The 16,999-nt window shown below is 70.5% G+C and carries 11 protein-coding genes; 6 read left to right on the top strand and 5 right to left on the bottom strand.

Annotated features, from left to right (window positions below; translation table 11 throughout):
* The first annotated feature begins 96 nt into the window (after positions 1-96).
* Positions 97-1,128: an SDR family oxidoreductase gene (locus tag WAT24_RS08615; RefSeq protein ID WP_336807439.1), complete on the top strand. Its 1,032-nt coding sequence runs from the start codon at positions 97-99 to the stop codon at positions 1,126-1,128.
* Positions 1,129-1,132: 4 nt separating this feature from the next.
* Positions 1,133-1,603 (top strand): DUF421 domain-containing protein, encoded by a 471-nt coding sequence (locus WAT24_RS08610; protein WP_336807438.1) that lies wholly within the window; start codon positions 1,133-1,135, stop codon positions 1,601-1,603.
* 11 nt (positions 1,604-1,614) lie between these two features.
* Here the strand turns inward: WAT24_RS08610 and WAT24_RS08605 are convergent, their stop codons facing one another.
* The 3 genes from WAT24_RS08605 to WAT24_RS08595 form a co-directional block, all read right to left on the bottom strand.
* The gene (locus WAT24_RS08605) at positions 1,615-3,414 is read right to left on the bottom strand and encodes a sensor domain-containing phosphodiesterase (protein ID WP_336807437.1); all 1,800 of its coding nucleotides are present in this window, start codon (positions 3,412-3,414) and stop codon (positions 1,615-1,617) included.
* 89 nt (positions 3,415-3,503) lie between these two features.
* Positions 3,504-4,616 carry a cell division protein ZapE gene (zapE, locus tag WAT24_RS08600; protein ID WP_336807436.1) on the bottom strand — a complete coding sequence of 371 codons (1,113 nt, stop codon included), beginning with the start codon at positions 4,614-4,616 and terminating at the stop codon, positions 3,504-3,506.
* 85 nt (positions 4,617-4,701) lie between these two features.
* Positions 4,702-5,394, bottom strand: coding sequence for an alpha/beta hydrolase (locus tag WAT24_RS08595; protein WP_336807435.1), 693 nt, complete (start codon positions 5,392-5,394; stop codon positions 4,702-4,704).
* A 60-nt stretch (positions 5,395-5,454) separates the two neighbouring features.
* Between WAT24_RS08595 and WAT24_RS08590 the strand changes: the two genes are divergently transcribed.
* Positions 5,455-6,042 carry an acyl carrier protein phosphodiesterase gene (locus WAT24_RS08590; protein WP_336807434.1) on the top strand — a complete coding sequence of 196 codons (588 nt, stop codon included), beginning with the start codon at positions 5,455-5,457 and terminating at the stop codon, positions 6,040-6,042.
* Positions 6,043-6,197: 155 nt separating this feature from the next.
* On the opposite strand, the gene WAT24_RS08585 is transcribed toward WAT24_RS08590, so the two are convergent.
* A complete protein-coding gene (locus WAT24_RS08585) occupies positions 6,198-6,719 on the bottom strand; it encodes a c-type cytochrome (RefSeq protein WP_336807517.1) in 522 nt (173 codons plus the stop codon).
* A gap of 309 nt (positions 6,720-7,028) precedes the next feature.
* Between WAT24_RS08585 and WAT24_RS08580 the strand changes: the two genes are divergently transcribed.
* The 3 genes from WAT24_RS08580 to WAT24_RS08570 all read left to right on the top strand — a co-directional run bounded on the left by WAT24_RS08580 (position 7,029) and on the right by WAT24_RS08570 (position 15,394).
* Positions 7,029-8,246, top strand: a complete 1,218-nt coding sequence (locus WAT24_RS08580; protein WP_336807433.1) for an efflux RND transporter periplasmic adaptor subunit — start codon at positions 7,029-7,031, stop codon at positions 8,244-8,246.
* 124 nt (positions 8,247-8,370) lie between these two features.
* On the top strand, positions 8,371-11,607 hold the full coding sequence (locus WAT24_RS08575; RefSeq protein WP_336807432.1) for an efflux RND transporter permease subunit: 3,237 nt from the start codon (positions 8,371-8,373) through the stop codon (positions 11,605-11,607).
* A gap of 670 nt (positions 11,608-12,277) precedes the next feature.
* Positions 12,278-15,394, top strand: coding sequence for an efflux RND transporter permease subunit (locus tag WAT24_RS08570; protein WP_336807431.1), 3,117 nt, complete (start codon positions 12,278-12,280; stop codon positions 15,392-15,394).
* A gap of 239 nt (positions 15,395-15,633) precedes the next feature.
* Here WAT24_RS08570 and WAT24_RS08565 read toward each other — a convergent pair whose 3' ends face one another.
* A complete protein-coding gene (locus WAT24_RS08565) occupies positions 15,634-16,968 on the bottom strand; it encodes a metal-dependent hydrolase family protein (protein WP_336807430.1) in 1,335 nt (444 codons plus the stop codon).
* Positions 16,969-16,999 lie beyond the last annotated feature (31 nt).

Below are 16,999 nucleotides of genomic sequence, written 5' to 3'. Positions count from 1 at the left end.
TCGGCCCGTCAGCAACCGCGCTGGTCCCACTCACCTGTCCGCCACGGCGCGCTGCCTATCGTCGCGAGCCATACGCAGCCACTACGGGAGTGCACGATGGCCACCTCCAAAACCACCTCCAAGCGCGGCAACGGGGCGGGCCGCGCCGTCGCCAAGGAGCGGCGCGTGCAGTCGCAGATCGACGCCAGGGACCAGCAGAAGCAGCAGGCCAAGGCATCCAAGTCCGCCGCCAAGAAGAGCGCCACGAAGAAGCCGCCGGGCCAGACCAGCCCGCGGTCCAAGCCCCGCACGCCGCTGCCCGAGCAGCACCTGGCCAAGCCGGGCCGGGAGGCCAAGCTGCAGCCGCGCCCGCAGTTCGAGGCGCCCGCCTATCGCGGCAGCGGCAAGCTGGAGGACATGGCGGCGATCATCACCGGCGGCGACTCGGGCATCGGTCGCGCGGTGGCCGTGCTGTTCGCGCGCGAGGGCGCGGACGTGGCGGTGGTGTACCTGTCCGAGGACGAGGACGCGCGCGAGACCCAGCGCTACGTGGAGAAGGAAGGCCGCCGCTGCCTGCTGATCCGTGGCGACGTGAAGGACCCGGCCTTCTGCGAGCAGGCGGTGCAGCGGACGCTCGACGCCTTCGGCCGGCTCGACGTGCTGGTCAACAACGCCGCCTTCCAGGAACACGCCGACGCGCTGGAGGACATCACGGAGGAGCACTTCGACCTCACCATGCGCACCAACATCTACGGCTACTTCCACATGGCCAAGGCGGCCCTGCCGTACCTGCACGAGGGCAGCGCGATCATCAACACCGGTTCGGAAACCGGCCTGTTCGGCAACGCGCACCTGCTCGACTACTCGGCCACCAAGGGCGCCATCCACGCCTTCACCATGTCGCTGGCGAGCAACCTGGTCTCGCGCGGCATCCGCGTGAACGCGGTGGCGCCGGGCCCGGTGTGGACGCCGCTCAATCCCGCCGACAAATCCGCCAAGCAGGTGGCCAAGTTCGGCCAGCAGAACCCGTGGGGCCGACCGGCGCAGCCGGAGGAGCTCTCCCCGGCCTACGTGTTCCTGGCGGCACCGAGCTGCTCCAGCTACATCAGTGGCGCGATCCTGCCGGTGATGGGCGGTTCGACCGGGTGACCCGATGCATCTCACCGATCCGTGGTGGGTCTACGCGCTGCGCGGCGCCGGCGTCTACCTCGGCCTGCTGATCCTGCTGCGCCTGATCGGCAAGCGCTCGTTCGGCGAGATGACCACCTTCGACATCGTGGTGCTGATCCTGGTCGGCGGCACCCTGCGCCAGGCCATCATCGGCGACGACAAGTCGCCGCTGGCGGCGATCATCGGCGTGCTGGCGATCTTCCTGCTGGACAAGGCGATCGCCTGGACCTGCGCGCGCTGGCCGTGGCTGGACCGCGTGGTGGAAGGCAAGGACAGCCTGGTCGCGCGCGATGGCAAGATCCTGCACGACGCCCTGCGCCGGCACGACATGTCCGAGGCGGCGTTCCGCCGCGCACTGCGCGAGAAAGGCCTGCACGAGATCAGCGAGGTGGTCGAGGCGCGGCTGGAGGCCAACGGCAAGGTCAGCGTGCTGAAGGCCGGCAAGCCCGACTGACCGACGCCGGATCAGCCGCGGTGCCGGGCCTCCAGCCACGCGGGCACGGCCGCCGCCGGCAGCGGACGGGAGACGTGGAAACCCTGCACCTCGTCGCAGGCCATGCCGCGCACGGCGGCGTAGATGTCCGCGGTCTCCACGCCCTCGACCACCACGCGGAAGCCCAGGTCGCGGGCCAGGGCGGCGATCGAGCGCACGATCGCCGCGTCGTGGCGGCTGGCGTCCATCGAGCGCACGAAGGACTGGTCGATCTTCAGGCAGGTCGCCGGCATCTGCCGCAGCGAGGCGAGGTTGCTGTAGCCGGTGCCGAAATCGTCGATGGCGATGCCCGTACCCAGGTCGCGCACGGCAGCCAGGTGCCGGCGCGTGTCGTCGTTGTGCTGCAGCAGCGTACTCTCGGTGAACTCCAGCTCCAGCCGCGCCGCCTCGACGCCGTGGCGCGTGGTCACCGCCTGCAGGCGGGTCACCAGGTCGGCGTCGAAGTCGGCGTTGGAGACGTTGATCGAGAGGCCGACGTCGTGGCCGGCGCGCAGCCAGGCAGCCAGCTGGGCCACGCCGTGATCGAGCACCCAGCCGGTCAGCGTGCGCATCAGCCCGGCACGCTCGGCCAGCGGCACGAACTGGTCCGGCGGGACGGTGCCCAGGGTCGGATGGTGCCAGCGCACCAGCGCCTCCAGCGTCATGCACCGGCCGTCCTCCAGGCGCACGCGCGGCTGGTAGTGCAGGTCCAGTTCGGTGCGCTCGGTGAGCGCGGCGGCCAGCTCGGTTACCAGGAAGAACTCCTGCCGGTGCCGCTCGTCCTGGCTGCGCGAGTACAGCGCCCAGCCGCGTGCGCTGTGCTGTGCCGCGTGCGAGGCACTCATCACGCGCCGCAACGGGTCGGTGCCCTGCAGCTGGCGTACGTCCAGATCGAGCAGACCCACGCCCGGCTGCAGTGTGAGCGGAATGCCCAGGCAGTCGAACGGCGTGCGCAGCAGCGCCACGAGCTGGTCCAGCTGCACCGGGCCGAGCGCCGGCGACCCCTCCGGCAGCACGGCGGCGAAGCGGGTCACGCCGACCTGGTACAGGTGGGTGTCCGACGGCATCCAGGCCTGCAGGCGGCCGGCCACGGCACGCATCAGCTCGTCGGCGTAGGGAAAGCCCATCGCCCGCACAAAGGCGTTGAAGCGGTCCACCGGCGCCACCTCGATCGCCACCAGCCAGGCGCGCTGTGCGCCGTGCTGCTGGCGCGAGCGCAGGTCCTCGAAGAAGGCGCTGCGATGCGGCAACTGGGTGACCGGATCGGTGCGGCCGAGGTAGCCGCCCAGCACCACGCCGGCACCGGCCAGCCGCGCCGCGTCCCGCAGCGTGGCACGCGCGGCGCCGTCCAGATCGTGCCGCGGCGCGGGGTCCATCACGCACAGCGCGCCGACGTGCCGGCCGCTCAGGGTGTGCACCGGCTCGCAGGCGAAGAAGCGCAGCGGCGCCGGCACGGGGCCGGTGAGCGGCGGCGTGTCGCGGAAGCGCGCGTCGGCGGCGATGTCCGGCAGAATCTGCGCGCTGCCGCGGCGGGCCGCCTCGAGGTAGAGCGGGTGCAGCCCGTACGGCGTGCCGGCCCGGCCCGGCTCGGCGCTGTACCAGTACGCGCTGCCGTCGTTGAGCACCAGCGCGACCATCGCCACCTGCAGCGAACCGGCCGCCAGCCGCGCCACCGCGTCGAAGCCGGGCACGACGAAGCCGTCCGCGCAGGCGCTCATGCGGTCGGCGGACGAAACGATCGCGGGTCCGTCGTGCGGGTTTCGCGCCAGGTCCTGCTCCAGCGTCGTGTGCATGGCGTCCTCCCTGTCAGGACCGCCCCTCGGGATGCCGCAAACCCTCGCGGCAGGGTACTTCCGCCACGGCGGCCGCAATCATGGTGGGGTCAGTCCGGCCGGTGCGGCAGGGCGAGGTAGTCCTCGCTCTGCATCTCGATCAGGCGCGACTCGGTGCGGCCGAACTCCGCGCGGTGGCGTTCGCCGTCGTACAGCTCGGTGATCGGCGCGGCGGCCGAGAGCACCAGCTTGACGCGGCGGTCGTAGAACTCGTCGACCAGCAGCACGAAACGCTTGGCCGCATCCTCGCTGTAGATGGAGAACTGCGGCACGTTGGAGACGATCACGGTCGGTACGCGGCGGGCCAGCGCGATGTAGTCGGCGACCGCGCGCGGGCCCTCGCACAGTGCCTCGAAGTCGAACCACAGCACGCCTTCGGCCTGCCGGCGTACCGGGATCGGGCGGCCGTTGACCTCCAGCGTGCCGCCCTCGCGCGGCTCGTCCTGCGCCTGGCTGGCGAAGATGCGCGCCAGCGTGCGCTCGGCCTCGGCGCCGGGCGGGGTGAGGTAGACCGAGGCCCGGGTCAGCGCGCGCAGGCGCCAGTCGTGCGGCGAGACCATCTCCACCACGTGGCAGTGCCGCTCGAGCAGCGCGATCGCCGGCAGGAAGCGCGCCCGCTGCAGGCCGTCGCGATACAGGTTCGCCGGCGCGGTGTTCGAGGTGGTGACCAGCGCCACGCCGCGACGGAACAGGGCGTCGAGCAGGTTCGCCAGGATCATCGCATCGCCGATGTCGGCGACCAGGAACTCGTCCAGGCACAGCACGCGGCAGCGCGCGGCCAGGCCTTCGGCCACCGTCTCCAGCGGATCGGCGCGTTCGCCCAGCTCGCGCAGGTGCGCGTGCACCTCGCCCATGAAGCGGTGGAAGTGGCGGCGCAGGGCCACGCCGTGCGGCAGGCTGGCGGCGAACAGGTCCATCAGGAAGGTCTTGCCGCGGCCCACGCTGCCCCACAGGTACAGGCCCGGCACCGGCGCGCGCGGCTCCTCGCCGAACAACGACTTCAGCCGGCCGAGCAGGCCGCCGTTGCCGCGCGCGGCGCACAGCTGCGCATGCAGGCGGTCGAGTTCGGGCAACACCGCGAGCTGTGCCGGGTCGGCTTCCCAGCGGTGCGCGGCGACGCCCTCGTGGTAGCGCGCGGAAGGAGGGAGCAGGGCTTCGGTCATGCAGGCAGGGCGACAGGCCGCAGTGCCCCTTCCGCGCTCGGGCGCGGGGCGGGGGATCGTGCAGGAGAAGGGAACGCGAGGCCGCTCATCCGGCCCGCGGCGGCGGCAGCCACGGCTGTACCGCGTGCTTGACCGCGCCGCGCAGGTCCATCAGCCGGCGGTGGAAGAAGTGGCTGGTCTCGGGCATGCGCACCACCTCGGGTGCCACCGGCAGCCCGGCGATCCAGTCGAACACGTCCTGCGGCTCGACCACCTCGTCGGCCTCGCCCTGCACGATCAGCCAGGGGCAGGTGGGCACCTGCACGGTCTGCAGCGCGAAGCGCCCGGCCGGCGGCGCGATGCTGACCAGCGCATCGGCCCGCAGTCGCACCGCGTTGCGGATGGTCACGTAGCTGCCGAAGGAGAACCCGGCCAGCCACAGCGCATCGCCGGGCCGCACGCGGCGCGCCCAGGCGACCACGGCGGCGAGATCCTCGCTCTCGCCGTTGCCCTCGTCGTAGCGGCCCTCGGAGGCGCCGGTGCCGCGGAAGTTGAAGCGCACGGTGTCCAGCCCCGACTCGCGCAGGCTGCGCTCGAGCATGGTCACCACCTTGTTGTGCATGGTGCCGCCCTGCACCGGGTTGGGGTGGCAGATCAGCGCCACGCCGCGGCGCGCGTCGGCGGGCGCGGCGGGGCTGGCGATGGTCTCCAGCTTGCCGGCCGGCCCGTCGAGCGCGAAGCTCGCTTCTTCCTGCGGGAACGCGGCAGGGTCGTCGGGAAGAGTGGGAATGGGCGTCATGCGCGCAATGATAACCGTCGGCGTCGTGCATCGGCCGTGGTGCCGGCGCGGACGGCGACCATGAATCACCTCGCCCACGCCGTGCTGGCCGGCGACGACGAGGGCCGGCGCCTGGGCGGCGTGCTCGGCGACTTCGTGCGCGGCACGCCGGACCCGGCGTGGCCGGCCGCCGTGCGCGAAGGCATCGCGCTGCACCGCGCGGTGGACGGCTATACCGACCGCCATGCGGAGGTGGCGGCGGCGCGCGCGCTGTTTCCGCCACCGTACCGGCGCTACGCCGGCATCGCGTTGGACGTGTGGTTCGACCACTGCCTGGCGCGCGATTTCGCGCGCTGGTCGGCGGTGCCGCTGGCGCCGTACTCGAGTGGCCTGCGCGGCCTGCTGGACCGGCACCAGGCCCTGTTGCCGCCGGCCGCACGGCGTTTCGCGCGCTACATGCACGCACACGACCTGCCGGCCGGCTACGCCGACCCGGCCGCGATCGGCCGCGCGCTGGCCGGCATCGGCCAGCGGCTGCGCCGGGACAATCCGCTGGACCGGATGCTGCCGCTGCTGCAGGCTCTGGATGGCCCGTTGCAGCAGCGCTTCGAAGCCTTCTTCCCGCAGTTGCAGCGGTTCGCCCGGGAGTGGACCCCGCCGCATCCGTAGGCGCGAGCTTGCTCGCGATGGTCTTCTGGGCACCCGAACGCCGTGGTCCGAGGGCATCGCGAGCAAGCTCGCGCCTACTGGGTGGGAACTGTCGGTGGCCCAATGAAAACGCCGCCCGGGGGCGGCGTTTTCGATCGAGCATGCAGGCGGAAGGCTTACTTGGCCTGGTCGACGATCCAGTGCACGGTGTTCTTCACCTGCTCGTCGGTGAGCGACGGCATGCCGCCCTTGGGCGGCATGAAGTTGCCGTCCGGACCGTGGTAGCCGTTGATCGCGTGCTGCACCAGGACGTCGATGCCCTGCGCGATGCGTGGCGCCCAGGCGGCCTTGTCGCCCAGCTTGGGCGCGCCGGCCACGCCGGCGGTGTGGCAGCTGTGGCACAGGCCGTCGTAGATGGTCTTGCCGTCGGTGCTGCCGCCGAAGGCGACCTGCGCGGCCGCAGCCTTGGCGGCGGCTTCCTGCGCGGCCTGCATGGCGGCGCGGCCGGTGTCGCCGGCGTACACCGCACCGGCCGGGGCCAGGCGCTCGGCGACCTTCTGTGCCGCGTGCGGATTGGTTTCCTTCGGCTCGTGGGTGTAGATGACGTAGGCCATGATGAGCAAGACCAGCGCCAGCACGTGAAGACCGGCGATCAGCCAGCCGAACTGGCGGATGAAGCTCTGGTCCGATTTGGTCAGGGAACCGCTCACGCAAGTAACTCCAGATGATCGACGGGACGTGCCGGCCGCCCGTGGGCCGCCAGCGCAGGCAAACAAGCCGCAGAGTATAGATCAAGCCGGCGGCAAGTTCAGGCGGCGCCTGCGCGGCGCGGCGATTCGCCCTCCGGCGGGCGCTGCCTGCCCTACGTGCCATCGGTTGGGTGTCGCCAGTCATGGGGCACCTGTGTCAACTGGCATTGTCCAAGGCCGTTCCATAGACCCTATCCTTCTCGCCGTCGCAAAGGCTGCGCGCAGCGCGGCACGAATCACATCCCGGGAGCTTTCGCAATGTCGCGTTTTTGGAAGATCGCGCTGGTCGTCGTGGTGGCGCTGGTGCTGCTCGGTGTCGGGCTGCGCCTGCTGCACAAGCCGGGCGGCCCCCAGCCGGGTCAGGCACGGGCCCAGGGCAAGGAAGGCGAGCAACCGCCGGTGCCGGTCACGGTGGTGCCGGTGGCGCGCCAGAACGTGCCGGTCTACCTGACCGCGCTGGGTACCGTGCAGGCGCTCAACACGGTGGCGGTGAGCCCGCAGGTGAGCGGGCGCCTGCTCAGCCTGGAGTTCACCGAGGGCCAGCCGGTGAAGAAGGGCCAGGTGCTGGCGCAGATCGATCCGCGCAGCTTCCAGGCCACCTACGACCAGGCCGTGGCGCGGCTGCACCAGGACCAGGCGCAGCTCGCCACCGCGCGCGCCAACTACTCGCGCAGCCAGGAGCTCGCCCCGAAGGGCTACATCGCCAAGCAGGACCTCGAATCGCTGCGCAACACGGTGACCCAGCTGGAGGCAACCGTGGCCGCGGACCAGGCCGCCATCCGCGATGCCGAGGTGCAGCTGGGCTACACCAAGGTGATCTCGCCGATCGACGGCCTGGCCGGCATCCGTGGTGTCGACCCCGGCAACGTGGTGACCACCGCCAGCACCATCGTCACCCTGACGCAGCTGCATCCGATCAACATCATGTTCAACCTGCCCGAGCAGAACCTGGACATGGTGCGCCAGGCCTCGCGCGGCGGCGGCGAGCTGAGCGTGGCCGCGCTGGACCGCGGCGACGCGCACGTGATCGCCGACGGCGGCGTGCTCAAGGTGATCGACAACCAGATCGACGCCAGCACCGGCACCTTCCGCCTGAAGTCCGAGTTCCCCAACGCCGGCAACGCGCTGTGGCCGGGCCAGTTCGTCAACGTGCGGCTGAAGGTGCGCACGGTGGACGGCGGCCTGGTGATTCCCGCGCAGGCGGTGCAGCGCGGGCCGGACGGCGACTACGTCTACCTGGTGCAGGCCGACAACACGGTGAAGATGCAGCCGGTGCAGGTGGCGCAGGAGGTCGGCGACAGCGCGGTGATGGTCGCCACCGGACTGAAGGAAGGCGAGCGTGTGGTCACCGAGGGCCAGTTCCGCCTCAAGCCCGGCAGCAAGGTCAACCCGCTCAAGCCGGGCGAGGTGCCGCCGGCGCCGACCGCCACCGAGATGGCGAAGGCCAGGCAGGGCGGCCATCGGCGCGCGCATTGACCGGACACGACGGCGCCCTGCGCCCCCGGCGTAGGGAAGCGGAAGGGCAGCCCTGCGCCTGCGCCGTCCGTGCAGGGCGAACCGTGGTTGGCGTGCGCTTCCCTACAGACTGATCGGATTACCCATGGGCTTCTCCACCCTCTTCATCCGCCGCCCGATCGCCACCTCGCTGCTGATGGTGGCGGTGCTGCTGCTGGGCGTACTCGGCTACCGCCAGCTGCCGGTGTCGGCGCTGCCGGAGATCGACGCGCCCACGCTGGTCGTGACCACGCAGTACCCCGGCGCCAGCGCCACCACCATGGCGACCCTGGTGACCACGCCGCTGGAGCGCCAGTTCGGCCAGATCTCGGGCCTGTCGATGATGAGTTCGGACTCGTCGGCAGGCCTGTCGACGATCATCCTGCAGTTCAACATGGGGCGGGACATCGACATCGCCGCGCAGGACGTGCAGGCGGCGATCAAGCAGGCGACGCTGCCGAACAACCTGCCCTACCCGCCGGTGTACAACCGGGTGAACCCGGCCGATGCGCCGATCCTCACCCTGGTGCTCACCTCCGACAGCCGCCAGCTGCGCGAGGTGAACGACCTGGCCGACTCGATCATCGCGCAGAAGCTCTCGCAGGTGCAGGGCGTGGGCCTGGTCTCGATCGCCGGCAACGTGCGCCCGGCCGTGCGCGTGCAGGTCAACCCCTCGCAGCTGTCCAACCTGGGTCTGACCCTGGAGGACGTGCGCGCCGCGCTGACCCAGGCCAACGTCAACGCACCCAAGGGCACGCTCAACGGCACCACGCAGAGCTACTCGATCGGCACCAACGACCAGCTCACCGACGCGGCCGGCTACGCGCAGACCATCATCAGCTACAAGGACGGCGCGCCGGTGCGCCTGAAGGACGTCGCCCGCGTGGTCGACGGCGTGGAGAACGACCAGCTCGCCGCCTGGGCCAACGGCAAGCCGGCGGTGCTGCTGGACATCCGCCGCCAGCCCGGCGCCAACATCGTGCAGACCGTGCAGCAGATCCGCGCCGTGCTGCCCTCGCTGCAGGCGGTGCTGCCGGCGGACGTGCACCTGGACGTGTTCGCCGACCGCACGGTGACCATCCGCGCCTCGGTGCACGACGTGGAGTTCACCCTGATCCTCACCGTGTGTCTGGTGGTGGCGGTGATCTTCGTGTTCCTGCGCCGGCTGTGGGCCACGGTGATCCCGTCGGTGGCAGTGCCGCTGTCGCTGATGGGCACCTTCGGCGTGATGGCCTTCGCCGGCATGTCGCTGGACAACCTGTCGCTGATGGCGCTGACCGTCGCCACCGGCTTCGTGGTCGACGATGCGATCGTGATGATCGAGAACATCGTGCGCTACATCGAACAGGGCAAGAGCGGCCCGGAGGCGGCCGAGATCGGCGCCAGGGAGATCGGCTTCACGGTGCTGTCGCTGACCGTCTCGCTGATCGCGGTGTTCCTGCCGCTGCTGCTGATGCCGGGCGTCACCGGGCGCCTGTTCCACGAGTTCGCCTGGGTGCTGACCATCGCCGTGGCGATCTCGATGCTGGTGTCGCTGACGCTGACGCCGATGATGTGCGCCTACCTGCTCAAGCCCGACCAGCTTCCCGAGGGCGACGACGCGCACGAACGCCATGCCGCCGCCGGCCGGCGCAGCGTGTGGCTGCGCACCGTGGATCTCTACGCGCGCACGCTGGACTGGGTGCTCGACCATCGCCGGCTGACCATGCTGGTGGCGGCCGCGACCGTGGTGCTCACGGTGATCCTGTACGTGGCGATCCCCAAGGGCCTGCTGCCCGAGCAGGACACCGGCATGATCACCGGCGTGGTGCAGGCGGACGAGAACATCGCCTTCCCGCAGATGGAGCAGCGCACCAAGGCGGTGGCCGAGGCGCTGCGCAAGGATCCGGCCGTCTCCGGCGTGGCCGCCTTCATCGGCGCCGGCTCGATCAACCCCACGCTCAACCAGGGCCAGCTCTCGATCGTGCTGAAGGACCGCGGCGATCGCGACGGCCTGGACGAGGTGCTGCCACGCCTGCAGCAGGCCGTGGCGAACATCCCGGGCGTGGCGCTGTACCTCAAGCCCGTGCAGGACGTGACGCTGGACACCCGCGTGGCCGCGACCGAATACCAGTACTCGCTGTCCGAGGTGAACGCCACGGAGCTGGCCGGCTACGCCGAGCGGATGACCCAGGCGCTTCGCCAGCGGCCGGAACTGGCCGACGTGGACAACAACCTGGCCAACCGCGGCAACGCGCTGAAGCTCACCATCGACCGCGAGAAGGCGAGCCGCCTGGGCGTGCCGGTGCAGACCATCGACGACACGCTGTACGACGCCTTCGGCCAGCGCCAGATCTCGACCATCTTCACCCAGCTCAACCAGTACCGCGTGGTGCTGGAGGTGGCGCCCGAGTTCCGCAGCAGCCGCGACCTGCTCAACAAGCTCACCGTGCGCGGCAACGGCAACGGCGCGCTGACCGGCTCGACGGCCACGTCCTTCGGCCAGCTCACCTCGGCCAACTCGGCCACGCCATCGGGTATCGGCAACACCGGCAACGTCGGGTTCCAGGTCGGTGCCGGCGGCACCATTCCGATCGCCTCGCTGGCCACCGCCGAAGTCACCAGCGCGCCGCTGGTGGTCAGCCACCAGCAGCAGCTGCCGGCGGTGACGATCTCCTTCAACCTGGCGCCGGGCTACTCGCTGTCGCAGGCGGTCGATGCGATCCACCAGGTGGAGACGGACCTGAACTTCCCGCCGCAGGTGCGCGGCGAGTTCATCGGCAAGGCGGCCGAGTTCAACGCCTCGCTGGGCGACGAGGTGTTGCTGCTGCTCGCCGCGATCGTGGTGATCTACATCGTGCTGGGCGTGCTCTACGAGAGCTACATCCACCCGCTCACCATCATCTCCACGTTGCCGCCGGCCGGTGTCGGCGCGCTGCTGGCGCTGATGATGTTCGGCATGAGCTTGTCGGTGGACGGCATCGTCGGCATCGTGCTGCTGATCGGCATCGTGAAGAAGAACGCGATCATGATGATCGACTTCGCGATCGAGGCGCAGCGCGAGGGCCTCAACGCGCGCGACGCGATCCGCCGCGCCTGCCTGCTGCGCTTCCGCCCGATCATGATGACCACCGCCGCGGCCATGCTGGGCGCGTTGCCGCTGGCGCTGGGCAACGGCATCGGCGCGGAGCTGCGCCGGCCGCTCGGCGTGTCGATCGTCGGCGGCCTGCTGCTGTCGCAGCTGGTGACGCTGTACACCACGCCGGTGATCTACCTCTACATGGAGCGCTTCTCCGACTGGCTGCGCCTGCGTCGCGAGCGCCGCGCGCTCGCTGGCGCCGAGGCCGACGCCCGCGCCGCCTGACGTCGCCCAGGGGTCGGGGCGAGCATCCGCCGTCTCCGGCCCGTTTTCGCCGGATTGCGCTTCCTCGCATGGGAGGGCGCGTCGGGCACGGCTCCCCTGTTCGCTTTCTCGGCACCGATTCGCTGCCCGGCATCCTGCTTCCTCTCTCGCCGGAGAGAGGGGGCGGCTGCCCGCTGCGGGCGATTCGTGCACTGATGCGCCCTGGTGCGTCTGGCGCGGTTTGCGCTGCCGGCGGCCCGGTCGGAGCGAGCTCGCTCGCGATGCGATTTTTCCTTGTGCTTCGCGCAAGCAGGCCTTCCGCGAAGCGAACAAAAAGCAAAGGGCATCGCGAGCAAGCTCGCTCCGACCGAGCACGCGGCGGGGACAGCTAACCGGCGGGGCGCCCGGACGCGGAATCCACACGGCGGCGTCAGCGCACACGTGCCCCCTCACCCGCCCCTCACCCGGCGGAAAGCGGGAGCCAATGGCGATGTGGCGAGCGCCATCACTACATGCCTCGAGGCGAATCGACCGGGCGAGCCTCGACCGGTCGCGCGGCGGAGAACCGCAGCCCGCCGTGGCCGCGCCACCCGAGACCGAAACCAGCCGCCCCCGGGATTCAACCGAATCCTCCCCCGCGCGTTAGCGGGGCGATGCCGCGTATCCTGCCCCTTTCCCCAAGCTCCGTCGCATGAACATCTCCGGCCCTTTCATCTGCCGCCCGATCGGCACTTCGCTGCTGGCCATGGGCGTCTTCATCGCGGGATTGATCTGCTACGCGTTGCTGGGCGTGGCGGCGTTGCCGCAGATGCAGTTCCCGGTGATCTTCGTGCAGGCGCAGGAAGCGGGGGCGGATGCCAGCACGATGGCGTCGACGGTGGCGGCGCCGCTGGAGCGCCACCTGGGGCAGGTGCCGGGCATCGACACCATGCGCTCGCGCAGCTCCGAGGGGAGCACCTTCGTCTTCATCATGTTCCGCGGCGGCACCGACCTGGATGCCGCGGCGCGCGACGTGCAGGCGGCGATCAACGCCGCGGCGCCGGACCTGCCGGCGGGGCTCAACAGCCCGCCCAGCTACCAGAAGGCCAATCCCAACGACGATCCGGTAATCGCCTTCGCGCTGACCTCCGACACCGAATCGGCCGCCGCGCTTTACAACCTCGCCGACACCCTGCTCGCGCAGCGGCTGCGCCAGCTGCCGGGCGTGTCCTCGGTGGAGGTCACCGGCGCGGCCACGCCGGCCATCCGCGTGGACGTGGACCTGCATGCGCTCAACGCCATGGGACTGTCCCCCGACCAGCTGCGCAATGCACTGACCGCGGCGAACGTGACCTCGCCGCAGGGCTTTCTTTCCAACGGCGTGACCACCATGGCGATTACCGCCAACGACCAGCTGCACACGGCGGAGGACTTCGCCAGCCTGGTGATCGCGGTGCGCGACGGCGTGCCGGTACGACTGTCGGACGTGGCGCGGGTCTACGCCGGCCAGCAGGATGCCTACCAGGCCGCCTGGTTCCAGGGCAAGCCGGCGGTGCTGATGTACGTCTACAAGAAGGCGGACGCCAACGTCATCGCCACCGTCGACGCGGTGAAGGCGCAGGTGCCCGCCTTGCGCACCTATCTTTCGCCCGGCACGACGCTGACGCCGTACTTCGACGGCACGCCGACCATCCGCGCCTCGCTGCACGAGGTGCAGGCCACGCTGCTGATCTCGCTGGCGATGGTGGTGCTGACCATGGCGCTGTTCCTGCGCCGCCTGGCGCCCACGCTGATCGCCGCGCTGACCGTGCCGCTGTCGCTGGCCGGCGCCTTCGTGGCGATGCATCTGTTCGGCTACACGCTCAACAACCTCACCCTGCTGGCGCTGGTGATCGCCATCGGCTTCGTGGTGGACGATGCCATCGTGGTGATCGAGAACGTGATCCGGCACATCGACGCCGGCATGCCGCGGATGCAGGCGGCGCTCACCGGCGCGCGCGAGATCGGCTTCACCATCGTCTCGATCACCGCCTCGCTGATCGCCGTGTTCATCCCGCTGCTGTTCGCGCCGGGCATCACCGGCATGTTCATGCACGAATTCACCATGACGCTGGTCGCCGCGATCGCCATGTCCGCGGTGATCTCGCTGACCCTGACCCCTTCGTTGTGCGGCCAGTTCCTGCGCGGGCACCGCGCCGCGGCCCGGCCCTCGCGCCTGGGCGCGACGCTGGACCGCTTCCACGCCGGCATGCTGCGCGCCTACACGCGCTCGCTGGATTTCGCGCTGCGCCATGCGCTGGCCTTGTCGCTGACGCCGCTGGTGCTGATCGTGGCCACCTTCTTCCTGTTCGGCATGGTCAAGGCCGGCCTGTTCCCGCCGCAGGACACCGGGCTGATCTGGGGCCGCGCCACCTCCAGCGCCACGGTGTCCTTCCAGGACGCCATCGACCGCCAGGAGCGGCTCACGGCAATGCTGCTGGCCGACCCCGACGTCAAGGCGGTGGGCTCGCGCCTGGGCACCAGCCGGCAGGGTACCAGCGGCTCCTTCAACATCGAGCTCAAGAGCCGCGCGGAGGGGCGCACGGACGACACCTTCGCCGTGCTGGCGCGGCTGTCGGCCAAGGCCGACCGCTACCCCGACCTGGACCTGCGCCTGCGCCCGATCCAGGATCTGCCCAGCGGCGGCGGAGGCGGCAACCAGGGCGCGCAGTACCAGGTCTCGCTGCAGGGCGACAACCTGGAGGAGCTGCAGGCGTGGCTGCCCCGGCTGGTCGCGGCGCTGAAGAAGAACCCCAAGCTCGAGGATGTCGGCAGCGACGTCGACGAGGCCGGCCTGCGCCAGAACATCGTGATCGACCGCGACACCGCCGCCCGCCTCGGGGTGTCGATCGGCACCATCGACGGCGCGCTCTACAACGCCTTCGGCCAGCGCCAGGTCACCACCATCTACTCGGACATCAACCAGTACAAGGTGGTGGTCAACGCGCTGCCCTCGCAGACCGCCACGCCCGCCGCGATCGACCGCATCCACGTGCGCTCGAACAGCGGCAGGATGATCCCGCTCACTGCGCTCGCCCACCAGGAGCCGGGGCTGGCGCCCTCGGAGGTGTCGCACGAGAACCAGTACACCACCATGGATCTGTCCTTCAACCTGGCCGAAGGCGTGAGCATGGGCGAGGCGATGGCGATCATCCAGCGCACCGTGGCCGATCTGCGCATGCCCGGCGACATCCGCCTCAACGTCGGCAGCGACTTCCGCCGCTTCATGCAGACGCAGAGCGGCATGGGCTGGTTGATCCTGGCCGCGATCCTCACCGTCTACATCGTGCTGGGCATGCTCTACGAGAGCCTGATCCACCCGGTGACCATCCTCTCCACGCTGCCGGCGGCCGGCGTCGGCGCGCTGCTGGCGTTGTGGATCACCGACACGGAACTCTCGGTGATCTCGCAGATCGCCCTGGTACTGTTGATCGGCATCGTCAAGAAGAACGCAATCATGATGATCGACTTCGCCCTGGTGGCCGAGCGCGAGCACGGCAAGAGCCCGCTGGAGGCGGCGCGCGAGGCCTGCATCGTGCGTTTCCGGCCGATCATGATGACCACCATGGTGGCCATCCTGGCCGCCCTGCCGATCGCGATCGGCCTGGGCGAGGGCTCGGAGCTGCGCCGCCCGCTGGGCATCGCGTTGATCGGTGGCCTGCTGATCTCGCAGAGCCTGACCCTGCTCAGCACGCCGGCGCTGTACGTGATCTTCTCGTGCCTGGCGGCGCGCTGGCGGGTGTGGCGGGCGGGGCAGCGGGGGCAGGCGATTCCCGTACGGGTTTCTTAGGGCGCCTTGCGGCGTGGCTGCGCGGTGTTGCCGGGCCGCGTGCATCCGCAGTTTCCGTTCCGGTCCCCGCATCGCGAGCGAGCTCGCTCCGACCGAGCGGGTGACGGCGGCAAGCCCACGGGTGAGCCCGGTAGCGCCACAGGCGCAAGGCAAGCGGCTTGCCGCTCGCACAGCGGGCAGGGAACCACGCGGTGCACGCCCCTCGCGGGCGAGGACGAAGCGCGCAGCCGCCGAGGGCGTCACTCCACCGGCTTGCCGTCCACCTTGTAGACGACGCCCCCTTTCATCACGAAGCTCACCCGCTGCATGACGGCGATGTCCTGCAGGGGGTTACCGGGTACCGCGATCACGTCCGCGGGACGGCCGGGTTGGATCCGGCCCAGTTGGTCCGCCTTGTGCAGCAGTTCGGCCGCGTGTGTGGTGGCCGCCTGCAGCACGTACATCGGCGGCATGCCGGCCTGCACCATGTAAACGAACTCCTTCGCGTTCTGCCCGTGCGGGTAGACCGACGCATCGGTGCCGAAGGCGATCCTCACGCCGGCCTTGTAGGCGCGACCGGCGGTGGCCAGGATGATCGGGCCGACCTGGCGCGCCTTGGCGGCGACCTGCGGCGGGTAGTAGCCCGGCCTGGACGCCATCTGCTCGACGTACTTGCCGGCGATGATGGTCGGCACGTACCAGGTGCCGTGTTCCTTCATCAGCTTCATATCGGCGTGGTCCATGAAGGTGCCGTGCTCGATCGAGTCGACGCCGGCCAGCACGGCGCGGCGGATGGCTTCGGCGCCGTGCGCGTGGGCGGCCACGGTGAAGCCGTAGTCGTGCGCCGCGGCGACGACGGCCTTGATCTCGTCCAGGGTCATTTGCGGGTTGTCGGCGCTGGCGCTTTCGTCCAGCACGCCACCGGAAGGCATGATCTTGATCAGGTCCGCGCCGTCCTTGTAGTGCTGGCGCACCGCCTTCCAGGCGTCGGCCGTGCCGTTGATGATGCCCTGTTTCGGGCCCGGATCGCCGGCCAGGTCCTGGCGGTAGCCGTCGGTGGGGTCGGCGTGGCCGCCGGTGGAGCCGATCGGCACGCCGGCGGTGAAGATGCGCGGGCCCGGTACCACGCCGGCGTCGATCGCGTTGCGCAGGGCGATCGATTCGCCGGCGTTGTCGCCCAGATTGCGCACGGTGGTGAAGCCGGCCAGCAGCGTGCGCCTGGCGTACACGGTGGAGCGGATCGCGTAGTCGGCGATGTTCCAGCGGAACTGGTCGGTGTAGCCGGTGGGGCTGGTCTCGGAGGTGAGGTGGGTGTGCGCGTCGATCAGGCCGGGCAGGCAGGTCTGGCCGGCCAGTTCGACGACGCGCCCGTCGCCGGTCTGCGGGGCGCCGGCGCGTACCGCCTGGATGCGCCCGTTCTTGACCCGCACCGTGGTCTCGCCGAGCAACCGGCCGGCCGCCGGATCGAGCAGGTGTGGGCAGTGCAGCGCGACTGCTCCGTCGTCCGCAGGTGTACCGGCTGCTGCCGGAGCGATGGCAGGGGCCGGAGCGGCGGCCAGCACGGCAGCCAGGACGAGCGCGGGACGATAGGGCATCGACGGCTTCCTCGGACGGAGATGCCCCATC

It is taken from the genome of Fulvimonas yonginensis, from assembly GCF_037137055.1.
Classification (GTDB): domain Bacteria; phylum Pseudomonadota; class Gammaproteobacteria; order Xanthomonadales; family Rhodanobacteraceae; genus Frateuria_A; species Frateuria_A yonginensis.
The sequence above is the reverse complement of the archived record's forward strand: the minus strand, read 5'-3'. Positions and strand labels throughout refer to the sequence as shown.